The 15,575-nt window shown below is 54.5% G+C and carries 8 protein-coding genes; all 8 read left to right on the forward strand.

The genetic code is table 11. The annotated features are described in order from the left end of the window. Positions 1-50 precede the first annotated feature (50 nt). The 8 genes from ACTIIH_RS04405 to ACTIIH_RS04440 all read left to right on the forward strand — a co-directional run bounded on the left by ACTIIH_RS04405 (position 51) and on the right by ACTIIH_RS04440 (position 15,302). A complete protein-coding gene (locus ACTIIH_RS04405; protein WP_441450722.1) occupies positions 51-1,238 on the forward strand; it encodes an ATP-binding cassette domain-containing protein in 1,188 nt (395 codons plus the stop codon). Beyond that, entirely contained in the window at positions 1,235-2,116 is an 882-nt protein-coding gene (locus ACTIIH_RS04410; protein WP_441450724.1) for a DUF6270 domain-containing protein, read from the forward strand. The genes ACTIIH_RS04405 and ACTIIH_RS04410 overlap by 4 nt, the downstream gene beginning before the upstream one ends. Beyond that, positions 2,113-5,622, forward strand: coding sequence for a bifunctional glycosyltransferase/CDP-glycerol:glycerophosphate glycerophosphotransferase (locus ACTIIH_RS04415; RefSeq protein ID WP_441450725.1), 3,510 nt, complete (start codon positions 2,113-2,115; stop codon positions 5,620-5,622). The genes ACTIIH_RS04410 and ACTIIH_RS04415 overlap by 4 nt, the downstream gene beginning before the upstream one ends. A gap of 164 nt (positions 5,623-5,786) precedes the next feature. Next, complete coding sequence (locus tag ACTIIH_RS04420; RefSeq protein ID WP_441450727.1) at positions 5,787-9,509, forward strand: CDP-glycerol glycerophosphotransferase family protein; 3,723 nt, start codon at positions 5,787-5,789, stop codon at positions 9,507-9,509. A gap of 331 nt (positions 9,510-9,840) precedes the next feature. Continuing rightward, positions 9,841-11,508 carry a glycosyltransferase family 61 protein gene (locus tag ACTIIH_RS04425; protein WP_441450729.1) on the forward strand — a complete coding sequence of 556 codons (1,668 nt, stop codon included), beginning with the start codon at positions 9,841-9,843 and terminating at the stop codon, positions 11,506-11,508. Between the two features lie 399 nt (positions 11,509-11,907). After that, positions 11,908-12,768, forward strand: a complete 861-nt coding sequence (gene rfbA, locus ACTIIH_RS04430; RefSeq protein ID WP_441450734.1) for a glucose-1-phosphate thymidylyltransferase RfbA — start codon at positions 11,908-11,910, stop codon at positions 12,766-12,768. A gap of 120 nt (positions 12,769-12,888) precedes the next feature. Continuing rightward, the gene (gene rfbB, locus ACTIIH_RS04435) at positions 12,889-13,908 is read left to right on the forward strand and encodes a dTDP-glucose 4,6-dehydratase (RefSeq protein ID WP_441450730.1); all 1,020 of its coding nucleotides are present in this window, start codon (positions 12,889-12,891) and stop codon (positions 13,906-13,908) included. Beyond that, entirely contained in the window at positions 13,905-15,302 is a 1,398-nt protein-coding gene (locus ACTIIH_RS04440; RefSeq protein ID WP_441450732.1) for a sugar nucleotide-binding protein, read from the forward strand. The genes rfbB and ACTIIH_RS04440 overlap by 4 nt, the downstream gene beginning before the upstream one ends. Positions 15,303-15,575: the final 273 nt, after the last annotated feature.

A 15,575-nucleotide genomic window follows, 5' to 3' on the forward strand; every position in this document is an offset into this window, starting at 1 on the left:
ATGACCCTGGGCAGAGATCGAAAGGACTACGCCGCATCGCCAATGCCGCGATGGGTAGGCAGAGCCAGACCACGGTCCGCGCACTGCGTGGAGTGAACTTCGTTGCGCGAGAAGGAGAGATGGTCGGCATCGTCGGCGCCAACGGCTCGGGCAAATCGACGTTCCTCCGCAATGTCGCCGGTGTCGAACAGCCCGATCGCGGTCGAATCCTCGTCCGCTATCAGCCGCTGCTCCTCGGCGTCAGCGCTGCTCTGCAACCCGCTCTGTCGGGAAGTGAGAACGTGCGCCTCGGCTGTCTCGCCATGGGGCTGTCCCCGGACGAGGCTGCAGAAGCCTTTGACCGTGTTGTCGAACTCTCCGCTCTGGGCGCTGCGATCCACCGGCCGATGGGGACGTACTCTTCGGGAATGGGCGCTCGACTGAGGTTCGCCATCGCCCTGGCCGCGCGACCGAAGATCCTGCTCATCGACGAGGCGCTGTCGACCGGTGACGCGACCTTTGCCGAACGCAGCGAACGAGCCATGGACGAACTCCTCGCTGAAGCTGGGACGGTGTTGCTGGTCAATCACGCAGCCAAGGTGATCCAGGAACTCTGTACCCGCGCGGTATGGATGCACCGCGGGGAGATCCTCATGAATGGTCCTGCCGAGGCCGTGGCAGAGAAGTACCGCTGGTGGGCCTGGAACGTCGCTAAGGGCAAAGAGGACATCGCTGACAAACTCCTCCACGACGTCGTGAGCAATGCGGTCAAGGAGGAGATCAACATCCTTGAACCGGAACTCATCAAGGATCCGATCCCTCGACATGCGGCTCGACCGGTGAAGAAGACCAAGGCTTCTGCGAGACACGTCAAACGACGGGTGGAGGTCGATGAGGTCGAGGAAACTCCGGCACCGCTCTTGGCTGCGGCTGAGTCCCAAGTATGGCCCGAGACTATTGAGTCTGCACCTCCGAAGGCGAAGTTCCCGGCGCTTCCGAAGCCCGCGTCTCAGGCTGTCAGCGCGCCTCCTCTCCACGATGGACCACCTCCGCTGCGGTTGAGTCCGAGCAAGAGACGAGTAGTCCTCCGTGCAGCGAATCCCGACGACCGCGCGTCTTCGATCGCTGCCGCCGATGACTTCACCGGCCGTCGTCTGGCGTCCCGTGCACGAAAGATCGCCGACGAGCGATACCAAGAGCGCGAGCGACTTCGCCAAGCGGAGAACACCGCTTCAGTTCATCAGGACACACCACAATGAAAGCAGCGATATTCGGTTCCTGCGTCAGCCGAGATACTGCGGAATTCATGCCAGAAGTCGAGGTCGTCGCCTATGTCGCACGGCACTCGGTCACCAGCCTGCAGTCACCCCACGGTACCGGCGGCATCGACATCGGCGGCCTGACCTCGGCATTCCAAAAGCGCATGGTGACCAGCGATCTCAAAGGAACTGGCGCACGGCGAATCGTCGAAAAGGCAAACGATCTCGATTTCGTGCTCATTGATCTCGTCGATGAGCGACGGGGATTCTGGCGCTTCCCCGACGGCACCACCATGACGAACTCACTCGAGATCGAATCATGTGGTGCTGCGCGTGAGGCTCGACGCGTCGGTGCGCGACTCGTCGAATTCGGTACCGACGAGCACTTCTCCGCCTGGAAGGCCGGATTCGAGCAACTCATGGCCGAACTCAAAGAAGTCAGCCTGTGGGAACGCACCATTCTGCTCGACATAGAATGGGCCGGCGCTGTCGACGGGGCCCCTCATCCCCAGAACGACGGCCTAGCGAAGCTGGGTCGCAGTTGGCGACGGCTGCAGCGTGGAGCGCGCGAGGCCGGCCGTGGTCTCTCAAACGGTCGCGGAGTCGGCGAAGCATGGCAGAGCCTCCGCGCTGTGAAACCGACAGAGGCGGAGGAATATGCCGATCGCGCTCTGTCCGCGAATGTCGACTACATCCGGTATCGTAGAGATGCACAATCACTGACAGAGTCGTCCGTGGTAAGAGCAAGCAATGACGTTCGAATCGCACGGGACCACAAGTGGGGACCGCAACCCTTCCACTACCGCAATGCCGACTACGAATCGATCGTCAGAAGTATTCGCGAGAAGGTGACGATGAACGGCAGTGAGACCCCGTGAGTGGACAGCGGTGGCGCAAGGCGCTGTGGCATCTGCGCAACGGCGGGGTCGAAGGCTTCAAGGACTTCCGGCGTCGAGCGAAGTCCGAGATCGGCTCAGCCCGGGACGTCGCCGAAACGGCGCGCGAAGACGCACATGTCACCTTGAGTGTTGTCATCCCCGCGTACAACGCGAGCGATCAGATCGAAGCGTGCTTACGCAGCGTCCTCAACCAGAAAGCTGTCTCTCTCGAAGTCATCGTTGTCGACGATGGGTCGACGGATGACACTGTCGAAAAGATTCGCACCTGCACGAGCGGTGACGCACGTGTCTCGATTCTCGAAGGGGAAAACGAAGGACCCGCTCGCGCTCGTAATAGGGGAGTCGACGTAGCCCGGGGGAAGTATTTAGCCTTCGCAGATGCCGACGACGAAGTTCTGCCAGGTGCTTATTCGTCGATGATCGATTCGCTCGAACGGACAGGCTCTGACATTGCCACGGGTTCTTATGTCCGAATAGGCAAGAGCGGGCGAACTCGCCCAAAGCTCACCGCACGCGTGCACTCGAGGCAACGCCTTGCTGTCCGTTTAGGAGACATGCCTGAGCTGCTGGAAGAACCGGTCCTGTGGAACAAGGTCTATCGTCGCGACTTCTGGAACAGACACGTCGGCGAGATGTGGGGGTTCCGAAACTACGAAGACCAAGAGCCGGTCTATCGCGCCTTGGTCGGAGCATCGGCCGTCGACGTGCTCACTGACGACGTCTACGCGTGGCGTTTGGCCGATGGTCGTGACACTCGTTCACAGCGGAAGGCCAAGCTGACCGATCTACAGGCAAAGCTCGAAGTCATCGATGTGCTGAGATCCACGCTGGATAACGTTCCGGAGAACGTGCTCGAACACGCCTACTCCGTCTGGATGGGCACGGACCTGGCTATGCATGCGGAATTCCTGGACACCGCGAACAAGCGGTTCAGAAAGACGCTGTGCGATGCCGCGAACGACATGAAGAAGACGATGCCCCGAGGCGCATGGAAGCTTATCCCGGCGCAAGAACGACTCTTTATGTGGGTCGTGGCCGCCGGACTCCTGTCCGACATCGAAGAGATACTCGGGACTCGAGCCGAAGAGACGCGATCAGTGCCGCTCGAGTACGTCGATGGCCGATGGCTCGTCGCTCCTACCTACCTCGAGCGGCTCGAGACGAAGGTGCCAAAGCGCTTGGTTAGAGCGAGGGACGTCGACTTCGTCCCTCAAATGAAGATCAGGAATGCACGGTGGGTCGATGAGCAGGTCATCGAACTGCAGGGATGTGCCTACATTCCTGGAATCGACCCAAGCGACGTCGACGTGCGCATCCAAGGTGTCATGGACGGGGCAGTTGTCGCCGACGAAGCCGTCGAGCACGTCAACGACAATCGAGTGGATCTCGAGGTCGGCGACCCGTGGAGAAGCTACGGCCAGGGTGGTTTCAGAGCAAGGATCGACCTCTCCGAGCTAGATGATCACTCTCCCCGGGGGATTGCACTTGTCGGACGGTTCGACATCAAGGACAGGCAGTTCAACGTACCGGCGCTGTCGGCTGCCGTCGTGGCAATGATTGCCCCAAGTCCAGTCGTCGACAACGGCAGGGTCACCGTGATCGCCAATGAGCATGATGAACTGTCTATCCAAGCCGTGGGGATGCCAGCACGTCCTGTTCTGGCCAAACAAGTGAGTTGTCGTGGACGAGACGTAACGATCACATTGGACGGCTTTGTCGATATCAGGAGTCTCACCCTGCACGGCGCGGGCATGACGGCCACGCTAAAGGCACAGGGACGGTCCATCTTTACGGGTACTTTTCCGGAGCTTCCTGAAAACTTCGTTGCCGGCGGCGAACGCTTGTGGTCAGCCTTGGCGCGGACGATGGATGACCAGACTGTCCCTGTCCATCATGCGGCAGTCGATTATCTGCTTCCTGACACCTCATGCGTAAGACTGTCACCCAATATCGCCGGCGCTGTACAACTGACTCAGCGATTCAGGCGAGTCAGTATCACCGGAGCATCGAGTGACAGGGACCGCCTGCTACTGACAGGTCGAATCGACCCACCGGCCAACATAACTGTCGTTCTCAGATCGTCAGATCACACCGTGGAACCTACTGAGCACGCACGGCACGGGGATGGTAGCTTCACCGCTGTCTACGACCTCACGACTACCGGAGTAGAAGGCGGTACGGTCGCATCGATGTCCGGCGGATATCACGTCAGGTTCGGAAACACTGCGAAGGCTGCAGAGGGCTGGGCGCGCGCCGCAGAAAAGCTCGCGATCCGCCCAGTGGACTGCTTCACCGAGTGGAATACTCTCCGAGTGGAGGCCCGACCATCCGAAGCTGTAGCGATCACGGCCTCTCCTCCATGGTCAGCAAAGGAGAGGACCAAGGTCGGCCGTTTTGCGCTACGCAGGCAAGACTGGGGTCCTCTGCAGCCGGGTATTGTGTTTGAATCGTATAACGGCAAATCAGCGAACGACAATCCACGAGCACTCTTCGATGCAATAAGGGCAGAAACTCACGAAATCCCACTCTACTGGTCGATCCGTGATCGTCGAGTGGACGTGCCAGAAGGCGGAATAGCGGTTGTCGAGGGCACTGCAGACTGGCACCGAGCTATGGCAACAAGTCACGTATGGATCAACAACAACAATTTTCCATTCTTTGTAGAGAAGCGGCCAGAGCAGTTCTATATTCAGACCTGGCATGGCACGCCGATTAAGAAACTATTGTGGGATTTGCCTCGTCGGAAAATTCCACTAACGTACAGGCGTTTGATGAAAAATGAGGTCTCAGAATGGGACCTTCTGCTTGCGCAGACCCCGAAAGCGGCGACCATTTTGAAAAACGCCCTTGGGTATAGTGGCGAAGTGCGTTTGGGTGAATATCCTCGGAATGGGCGAATATACGAACCGTCTGCCGAAAACCGACGAAAAGCATTGTGTTGGCGTTACGGTATAAACGAAGACCAACTAGTAATATTGATCGCACCGACATGGAGAGACAGCCATCGGCATGGGACTCTATTTGAATGGGGTCAATACTTAAATTTTGGTAAGATTGCCGAACAATGCAATGCGAGAATTCTTTTGCGCTCACATCATATCGTACAAAATGAACGCGATCCTCTTGAATCCATCATCAACGTAAGTAATGAGCCTCATGTGGAAGATCTACTTTCGCTTTCTGACGTCCTTGTTACCGATTATTCTTCTATATTATATGATTTCTTGCCGACCGGAAAGCTAGCTATTCAATATACCGCCGATAAGCGAGAGTATCTAAAGGAGCGTGGACTCTACAGACTCTGCGCGGTCAATAATATACTTGAGGCGGATTCGACCGAAGAATTAATAGCTCTAATAAATTCTCACGATAAAGATTCTATTCAGGAACCCCCAGATACTTCTCTCGAAGACATGGCGACATTGATTATTCGAGCCGCACACGCTGGATACCTTGGATTGCGCAACACGGAGGAAGAACAGTGAACAGGATCCATTCTGAAGGTGGGCAGCCTTCGAATAGTTCATATATAACGAAGTCACTATTACTAGCTTCACGCATAGCTCGCTCAAGAAATTTAACCCACCTGGCCGATTCGGCCTTAGGGCGAGCGTGGAAACTCGCAAAAGCCGGTGATGACCGAACCGCCATGTTATTCGGAAATATGTCCTTGCGAAATGGCGACACACAATCCGCTGTGGATGCGTTTGGCGAAGCTGTCAATATTTCACCGAATAACACCGATGCTTTATATAAACTTGGCTTCTCCCTCGAGCGTCAGGGTAACTGGGAATCTGCAGACGCTGAGTATGCGAAGGCGCAAGCGCTTGACGGAAACTCTGGAAAAATTGCGTTTAGGCGCGGAAGGTGTCTTTCATCCCTAGGCGAGTTGGAAAATGCAGTAGCGCAATACCACCTGGCAATACGCTGCAACCATCGCGCAGCAGACGCATATGCCGCTATTTATGACGCAGAAAAGAAATCGCCCATGTGGAAACGATTGGAGACCCTGCGCGCTGGCTCGTCAGCCCGAGCCGACGACGTGTCATGGTTGAGAGACAGGGCGTCACTCGCCGCAAAAATGGGATGTTACGCGGAAGCCGTACAGTATTTCAAGGCCGTTGCTCAAAGCTTCAAGATCTCTGATTCAGACAAGGTAGAGCTTGCGCATTGCTATGAGTTGCTAGGTCAGTTTAAAGATTCTGATTCACTTTTGGACGAAGTTGCATCTAAAGATAGTGGGGCTGCCAAGCAACTAGGCCCGGGTATCTACTATAAGAATCGCGGTTTGTGGCGTGAAGCTATCCGCCAATATCATAGACAACTTTCAAGAACAGAAGCGCTGAGTATCAGAGCCAGTCTACAATTCGAAGTCGGCCACGCGTATGACCGACAGTATCTTTGGGAAGATGCTCGTGAGTGGTTCAACAGATCGGTCATGACCGATGGCGAGCATGCGTACCGTCATTACAGATTGGGCGTGGTACTCGAACGGCTGGGAGACAACGAAGGTTCGGCTTCGGCCTACGCCCGGGCGCTCCTGATGGATGCCGAGAAAGAACACTGGTGGTATCGGCTTGCCGAAGTCGCGCGCCAGCTTGACCGAGTTGATGATGCCTACTTAGCGTACGTGGCATCGTTGGGAGCTCGCGATGATGCTGAGCCTTCGAAGTCAAGCTATAGCGACAATGTTGCGGATAAGGTAGAGACTACTCGCTCGATGCTAGTACGGATCGCAACTGATCACGCGAGTGCACTTGCGCGGTCGATTAGTGAGGAATTTCCTACTGAAATTCGTACGTGGCGACAAATTGCGCGAGCGGCTCGGTCTCTTGACCAGCCTGACCAGGAATTTGTCGCGCTACACGAACTGTCGCGCCGGCTTATGCATCCGTCTCGGTCTGAAACTACCCGTTATGCTGAGTTGCAAGCGGAGCGTGGGTCCATCGACTTAGCGTTGGAAGAGCTTCGGAGTAGTAGAGATGTTCGTTTTCCTGACGGATTGGACTTGAAGCGATATCTCAACTCGGCGCAGGGACGACGTCGAAGTTTGTACGCGGAATTCTACGAAACTCTACCGATCATAGACAACATTGTGTTTCTCGAAAGCAACCATGGCGCTTCGATCGGCTGTCACCCACTTGCCTTGTTCCGTGAGATGAAGCAAGACCCGCGTTTCGATGGGTTTACCTTTGTCTGGGCACATGCTAAATCGGTGGAAATCCCGCTAGAAGTCTCCTCATCTAGTGATGTGATTCTCGTTGAGACTCATTCTGATCTATATCTAAAATATCTCGCAACCAGCAAGTATCTAGTTAACAATGTGTCGTTTGGTCCGTATTTCGTGCGACGTGCCGGACAGACGTATTTGAACACGTGGCACGGAACCCCTCTGAAGACTCTGGGCCAGTCAATGAAACAGGGACTTCTGGAGTACGAAAACTTGGCGCGCAATTTCGTCCAGGCAACTCACGTAACATCACCGAATGGACTCACCGATTGGGCATTGTTTGACGACCATCGAATTGCGCGGTACGCGACAGCTGCGCGTCGGATTACAGGTTCACCAAGGTTGGACAGGCTCATCAACGGCGGTGCCGACCTTCGCAAGGATGTACGGAGACAGCTTGGCGTAGATGATACGGAATCGGTGATTCTATACGCCCCCACATGGCGAGGTGGCGTTTCGGAGCAAACGTTCGATCTGGAGCGACTAATTTCGGACCTTCAAGCAATGTCTGACGCAACCAGCTCACGTGTCTTTTTCCGGGCACATCGACTTACTGAGAAGTTGGTTGCCAATCTGACGCTTCCTGTTGAGATAGTTCCTGCGGAAATAGACACGAACGACCTACTTGCTGGTGTCGATAGTTTGATTACCGACTACTCGTCGATTGCATTTGATTTCCTAATCACTGGGCGGCCGATCGTCTTCTATGTGCCCGACATTGACAGTTACATCACAAGTCGAGGATTGTATCTTGATCCTTCCGACTTCCCCGGGCATGTCTGTGCGGATCGTGAATCGTTAGTTCAAACAGTCCAACAGCTTGATGCGGGGTGGATAGACTCGAAAACATCTATGGTGGAGGCTTACGCACCGCACGAAGATGGCCATGCTTCGAAACGCGCGCTGGACTTCATGCTTGAAAGTGCTCCAGCTAGGTTGCGTCAGCGACCCCTTCTTGTATTCCACGCGAGTTTGATGCGTAACGGCATTGCTAGTGCATTGCTTGCACTACTGTACGCGCTAGACCCGGAGAAGGTGGACATTGTCTTAGTTGTAGAGGGCCACGTCATGCGCAGGGATGAAGACCGACAGTCCGTGCTCTCGCGATTGCCGGACTATGTTGATTTGGCTTTTCGCGTTGGCGGCATTACTGCCACGCCGGAGGAACAGTGGGCGATCGCACGTGCGAACAATCGAAGCGCCACCTATGGGTCAGCATTGAAGCGACTGACTAAGCGGGCCTGGAACCGTGAAGCGCGCAGGGTACTAGGAGGTACCGTGCCCCACGCTGCCATCGAGTTTGACGGCTACGCGACGTTGTGGGCCGACTTCATAGCAAATGTCGGCGACAAATCCACCAAGCACTTCATCTGGCAGCACAATCAGCTGGTACGAGAGTGGCGAACTAAGTACCCGGAACTGGCTCCCTTGTTCAAGCGTTATGACGACTACGACGCGGTGGTGCCGGTCGCAAAGTCCTTGGCAGACGAGAACCAAACGGAACTCGAACTCGCTGGCTTCTCGTGTGCCACGCCTTACGCCCCAGTCTCGAACGTGCTCGACAAAGATCGCATTCTAGATTCATCAAGCGAGCGCCTTGAAGAAGATCTGGAGACGTGGATCACGGGTGGGGCAATCAATATAGTCTCGATCGGTAGACTTTCTCCCGAAAAGAACTTTATGAGTTTAGTTAACGCTTGGCCCGCTATTATCGGTAGAAATCCCGGTGCTAGGCTTACTATCATCGGCTCTGGTCTCTTAGAAGCCGAACTTAAAGCGAAAGCCAGAGAGCTTGGAGTCAGAGAATCAATAATGTTTGCCGGGCAGCGCGCAAATCCATACCCTGCGCTCAAAGCGGCAGATCTCTTCGTTCTTCCATCTACTCATGAGGGACAGCCCGTTGTTGTACTCGAAGCAATGACTCTAGATACTCCTGTGGCGGCTGCTTACACGCCCGGGACTGCAGAGCTCATGGAAATCGGATATGGCAGAATAATTAGTGCACACTCTTCGGAAATGGCGGATGACATCAATGACCTGATAAAAAACTTAGATGATGCTCACGGTGAATTTAGCGCTGATGATTATCGGTCCACGGCGTTGAAGCAATTTCATGAGGTAGTGTTTGCTGCGGACAGATGAAGCATGGTGGGCGGATCGCTATTCAAGCGCTCTCGCCTGCGTATTCAGTGATATGTGAGAAGAGTGGACGAGCGGCAATCCTGCTCTGCGATAGGAGTACTAAGAGCAGGCGTCGGTTGCTGTACAAGAAAGTGCGTTGGGAGTCTTGGTTGGAATATCGGCTACAACGTTGCTGGGCCGGTGAAACTAATTTTAAGATAGTCAATTTGTTCCGAAAGTGTAATCATCGAAATTAGATTAGAATTATTCGCAATGGGTCGTTCAATTTGAGGATGCTCGGCGTGGAACTCGTGCTAGTCTAATTCGGCGAGTAATAGATCCGGAGAGATCCATGAGTGGCAAGATGCGCCAGGCAGTTATTCATCTGACTACCAATACCGGTGACAGCGTACGTTCGTTGCGGGTTCGAGAAGGAGGCTCGGAGCTCCCACGCTATTGGTTCGTGCCTAACCTTGGGGTTACAAACAATCCGCACCGGCGAGGAGCCGGACAGCGCGACGTGGTTCATGAGTTTAGCTCCGTCGATCATTTGCCCTGGCTGGCCCGACTATATGGCCCATTCGAATGTGTTGAAGTACTCGTGTCTGATGGAGAAAGTTTATCTAAGCGCCTCATGGAGAGGCTTTTATACTCGGTTGTCGCTAACGGCAATTTGATTATCCGCGCATTAAGTGCATCGGCTCGGGGAGAAATATATGGACTCGGTTCTTGTATCTCATCTGAGTGGTGTCAAGCTGTCGCCGAGAAACGAATTGATCTTGAGATTTGTTCACTTGTGAGCGGCGTAAAAATTTCGGGTGATTCGCTATCTATTTCAAAGGGAGTAGACCATTTTGCTGCACTAAAGAGATCCGAAGTAGCTCGGTTTACTGCGCATCGTCGTGATTATTTGCGTACGACAGTTATCGAGGAACTAGCTCCAGGAAAGCTGGCGGCCTCGCAGTTCCGCGAGAACGACCGTCATTATACTTTCCCCGACTTTTCGAATCCTTCAACGGGTGAGAACCTCTATTCGAGATTGTATGAGGGAGAGGTTATCATCGAGGAATATGGTCGAGTAAGGACTGACAGTTCGTTGCTTCCGGATACCTTCGTTTACTCGAGCTCGGGAGCTGAAGGAATTCGAATGGCGAAGGAGCGTGGTTATGCTACTGTTCGCGCCTCTCATGACTCTCCCGAACGAATAGAGTCCCCTGTATTTGCGTTGAATACCGCGAACCCTGGACACTTCGGTCACTGGTATACAGATGGCCTGTCTCGGTTGTGGGCGTGGGATGAAGCGAAGGCTCGGGTTCCCGACCTCAAAGTGCTTATACAGACTAAATATCCGGGTGAGCGGCAACCAAACTTCGAGTTGGCTTTTACTCGTGCTTGGGGGATAGATGATAGAGATGTTGTTGTCGCAGCTCCCGCAGCTAAAGTTGATATGTTGATATCGGCGGATCCGTTATGGTCTGGAAATAATACATTGTATGTAAATCCGGCGATTGTCGATACCTGGGACCGTTTATTGCCAGGATTGGTATCCCCTAATGAATTATGCGTTGGGAGTCGCACTGAGCGCGCCGAGTGTCGAGACAAGATTTTTATCTCTCGGGGCGAGTCGACTAGTACTCGGGGCTGTCAGAATCAGGATGACGTCGAGCAGTTTTTTCGCGACCAAGGCTATTCAATAATTTACCCGGAGCTACTTTCTTTGCCGCAGCAAATTAATTTGTTCCGAAATGCTAAACATATATGTGGATTCGGTGGATCCGCGATGTATAATCTGGTTTTCGCCGTCAATGCCGAGCGTGTTGGTGTGCTGACTCATGAGGGGTATAGGGGCAGATTCGAAGCATTGATTTGTTCTGCTCGTGGAATAGACTGTCAATATTTCTGGAGTAGCCCCAATGTTGAGCCGACTGGTAAATTTCCCTGGCGGCAGGTCGTCCACACTTCTGCGTGGTCATTCGATTTTGACCGCAATTCAGCGGGTTTGAATGAATTTCTTGGTTGAGTTAAATCTCGTAGCTGGTCCTGTCAGAATCGCGTGATTAAGCGAGCCTAACTTAAGGTCTCAGTCTAGTTGTTGATCGCGGCGTCTATCGTCATCCCTGAATCGTATTTTTTCTTAGCGGTTACCGTTTCTCGGTTCTCGGTTGTTGGCTGCTGGGCGCTGGTGGTGCTCTTGAATGTATACTAGGGTCGCTATGAACTTCGGGCTGGTCGAAACTCGTCGTAGGTCATAGGGAGCTCTTCGGCGGAGTCGTATTCGATTCAACAGGGTTATTCAAGATTGCGCTCGGTAGAATGCAGTAAGCACGTGAACGATGTGGTTGTTTGTAGTTCCCTACACTGGTGTAGCCACGGTTCGAGCTACCTGGTGGCTGTTTCTGAAAGATATGGGGTGAGCAGTTTGAAAGGCATTATCCTTGCGGGTGGTACGGGGTCGCGCCTTCATCCTCTGACATACGGTGTCAGCAAGCAGCTCATGCCTGTCTATGATAAGCCGATGATTTACTATCCGCTTTCTACTCTGATGTTGGCGGGTATCCGTGAGATTTTGGTGATCACAACTCCACGGGACGAAGAGGCTTTTCGTGGAGTTTTGGGCGATGGCTCGAAGTTCGGCGTGAGCCTGGAGTATGCAGTCCAGTCGAGTCCCGATGGTCTTGCTCAGGCGTTTCTGATTGGGGAACGGTTCATCGGTGGTGATCCAGTGGCACTGATCTTGGGTGATAACCTGTTTTATGGTTCAGGCATGGGTACGCGCCTCGGCCATCATGCCAACCCGAATGGTGCTGTTATTTTCGGGCAGTGGGTTTCGGATCCTTCTGCCTACGGCGTTGTTGAATTTGATAGCGAGAACAACGTGGTCTCGTTGGAGGAAAAGCCCGCCAAGCCCAAGAGCCACTACGCTGTGCCCGGAATCTATTTCTACGACTCGACCGTGGTTGAAGCCGCGGCTGGCCTGAGGCCCTCGGCCCGCGGTGAGCTTGAAATCACGGACCTCAACCGTGTGTATCTGGAAGCGGGCAAACTGAAAGTCGAGTTCATGCCGCGAGGCACTGCGTGGCTCGATACCGGTACGTTCAATTCGCTGAGCGACGCGTCGAACTATATTCGCACTGTTCAGGAACGGCAAGGACTATCTGTGGGCTGCCCGGAAGAGGTGGCGTGGCGGCAAGGTTGGCTCGACGATGCCGCACTGTCCGAGCGTGGAGAGAAGTTACTCAAGAGCGGATACGGTCAGTACCTTTTGAACTTGATCATCTGATAGTGCGCGCCGCGACATTCTGCAGGCACCATACATCGCTAACGAACCACAGCTTTCGGCAACGGTTCAACTATCGGCAACGACTGGTTTGCTAATGACACGGATAAGGCTAGGACAGAAATGGCGAAGATTGTAGTCACCGGCGGTGCCGGGTTTATCGGTTCGAACTTTGTTCACCACCTCGTCGAGCACACGGATTCTCACGTAGTGGTGTTGGATAAATTCACGTACGCGGCTAACGAGGCGTCTCTCATGGGAATGTCTGGTGGCCGTGTGACAGTGGTTCGCGGTGATATCTGCGATGCCAATGTGGTAAATGAGATTGTTTCCCACGCGGACGCAGTCGTCCACTTCGCTGCGGAGTCGCACAATGATAATTCGTTGGAGGACCCGTCGCCGTTTGTGCGCACGAACCTTGTAGGCACGTACACTCTGTTGGAGGCCGTGCGTCGGTATGGGGTGCGGTTCCATCATGTGTCAACGGATGAGGTCTACGGAGACTTGCCGTTGGGTACGCCGGAAAAGTTCACGGAATACACCCCATACAATCCGTCCAGTCCGTACTCGTCGACCAAGGCCGGTTCCGACATGCTGGTGCGTGCGTGGGTCCGTTCATTCGGCGTGTCCGCTACACTGAGCAATTGCTCGAATAACTACGGACCGTTCCAGCATGTGGAGAAGTTCATTCCCCGCCAGATCACCAACCTTATTGATGGGGTCAAGCCGAAGCTCTACGGGGCCGGGCATAACGTGCGTGACTGGATTCATGCGGAAGACCATTCGAGTGCGGTGCTGACTATTCTCGAGCAGGGCACCACAGGCCAGACCTATTTAATCGGTGCTGACGGTGAACAGGACAACTTGAGCGTGTTGACTACACTGCTCGAGATCTTTGGGCGGCCCACAGATTGGTTCGATCACGTCACAGACCGCCCCGGTCATGATCTGCGTTATGCCATTGATTCCACCAGGCTGCGGCAGGAACTGGGGTGGGAGCCGACGCATGGTGATTTTGCCGAGGGCTTGGCAGCCACAGTCGATTGGTACCGTACGCATGAGGACTGGTGGCGTCCACAAAAGGATGCCACCGAAGCGCGATACCGCGTACAGGAAACCAAACTGGGAGAGGGCCGACGATGAGTGACCTGGAAGTTGCCGAAACTCCTATTGAAGGCATGCACGTTCTCAACCTGCCAGTCCATGGTGATGACCGTGGCTGGTTCAAGGAAAACTGGCAGCGCGAGAAGATGGTCGACCTGGGGCTACCGGACTTTGGACCTGTCCAGCAGAACATGTCGTTTAACCAAGCTGTTGGTGTCACACGAGGCATCCACACTGAGCCGTGGGACAAACTAGTGTCTGTCGGAGTGGGGCGTGTGTTCGGGGCGTGGGTCGACCTGCGTCCTGGAAACGGATTCGGCACCGTGTTCACCACTGAGATCACACCGGGCACAGCCGTATACGTACCCCGTGGAGTGGGCAATGCATTCCAGACGCTGGAGGCGGACACACTTTATTCCTACCTTGTCAACGACCATTGGAACGCTGCCGCCAAATCTGAGTATACGTTCGTCAACCTCGCGGACCCCGAGTTAGATATCGCCTGGCCGATATCACTGGATCAGGCGACTGTTTCTGAAGCTGATCGCACTCATCCGAACCTGGCCGATGTCACGCCTATGGCACCGAGGCGCACCCTGGTAATCGGAGATACAGGGCAACTAGCTCGTGCGCTGCACGAGGCCTACGTCGGGGACGACTCAGTCGAGTTTCTCTCTCGAGAACGATTGGACTTGGCCGATCCTGCCTCTATTGAGGCACTTAACCTGCGTGGGGTTGACGCTGTGATCAATGCCGCCGCATACACATCAGTAGATTCCGCAGATACTCCTGAGGGCCGAGGACAAGCGTGGGCGGTTAATGCAACCGGGGTTGCCCATTTGGCTCGCAAGGCTGCCGAAGCCTCGGCAACGCTAGTGCACGTGTCTAGTGACTACGTGTTCGACGGATCCAAGGATGGTGCGTACACGGAGGATGACTCGCTGTGTCCGCTGGGCGTCTATGGTCAGAGTAAAGCTGCTGGTGACCTGGCAGTATCCGCTGTGCCGCGACATTACATTGTGCGCACCAGCTGGGTGATTGGTGCGGGTTCCAATTTCGTGGCGACAATGGCCAGCCTGGCGGGCAAGGGCTTTAGTCCTTCCGTGGTGGATGACCAGATGGGCCGACTCACCTCGACGGCCACTATTGCCGCAGCTATCAGGCACCTACTCGATGTACGACCTGCTTACGGCGCGTATAACGTGACTGGTGGCGGCGAGCCGTCTACTTGGTGCGGCATCGCCCAGGTTGTGTTTGAACGGTGCGGTCGTTCAGCTGATGATGTCAGTCCTGTGAGTACTGCAGAGTATGCTGCGGGCAAATCCCAGGCACCGAGGCCAACTAATTCAGTGTTGGATAATGCCAAGATCGCGGCCACGGGGTTTGTAGCAGAACCACACCTTTCTGCCATCGACGCTATATTGAGTAACTAAATTGCATCCGGGGCTTAAAAATTAGTGTCCTATTGATAGCTAACGCCTCGTTCGGTGGTTAGGTTAAGACGACATCTCCTGAGTTGCACAGGTGATGGGCGTTTCGTGCCATCTGGGAAGCATTGATGCTGGTCACAGTGTTGATAGGCTCGAAATTGGGTAACTAATCTGACCCGTATCATGGGAGTATGAGCCCTTTTGTGCGCAAGGTGCCCACGGCGTCTGGGGCCACTGCTGTGCAGATCGCGGACAAGACCGGCGGGAAATATCGAA

Origin of the sequence: Brevibacterium sp., from assembly GCF_052105255.1 — a bacterium.
GTDB lineage: Bacteria > Actinomycetota > Actinomycetes > Actinomycetales > Brevibacteriaceae > Brevibacterium > Brevibacterium linens_B.

Excerpts from the sequence above, each read along its gene's own strand:
- ACTIIH_RS04405 (WP_441450722.1), top strand. The coding sequence starts at position 51 with ATGGGTAGGCAGAGCCAGACCACGGTCCGCGCACTGCGTGGAGTGAAC.
- ACTIIH_RS04410 (WP_441450724.1), top strand. The coding sequence starts at position 1,235 with ATGAAAGCAGCGATATTCGGTTCCTGCGTCAGCCGAGATACTGCGGAA.
- ACTIIH_RS04420 (WP_441450727.1), top strand. The coding sequence starts at position 5,787 with ATGTTATTCGGAAATATGTCCTTGCGAAATGGCGACACACAATCCGCT.
- ACTIIH_RS04425 (WP_441450729.1), top strand. The coding sequence starts at position 9,841 with ATGAGTGGCAAGATGCGCCAGGCAGTTATTCATCTGACTACCAATACC.
- rfbB (WP_441450730.1), top strand. The coding sequence starts at position 12,889 with ATGGCGAAGATTGTAGTCACCGGCGGTGCCGGGTTTATCGGTTCGAAC.
- ACTIIH_RS04440 (WP_441450732.1), top strand. The coding sequence starts at position 13,905 with ATGAGTGACCTGGAAGTTGCCGAAACTCCTATTGAAGGCATGCACGTT.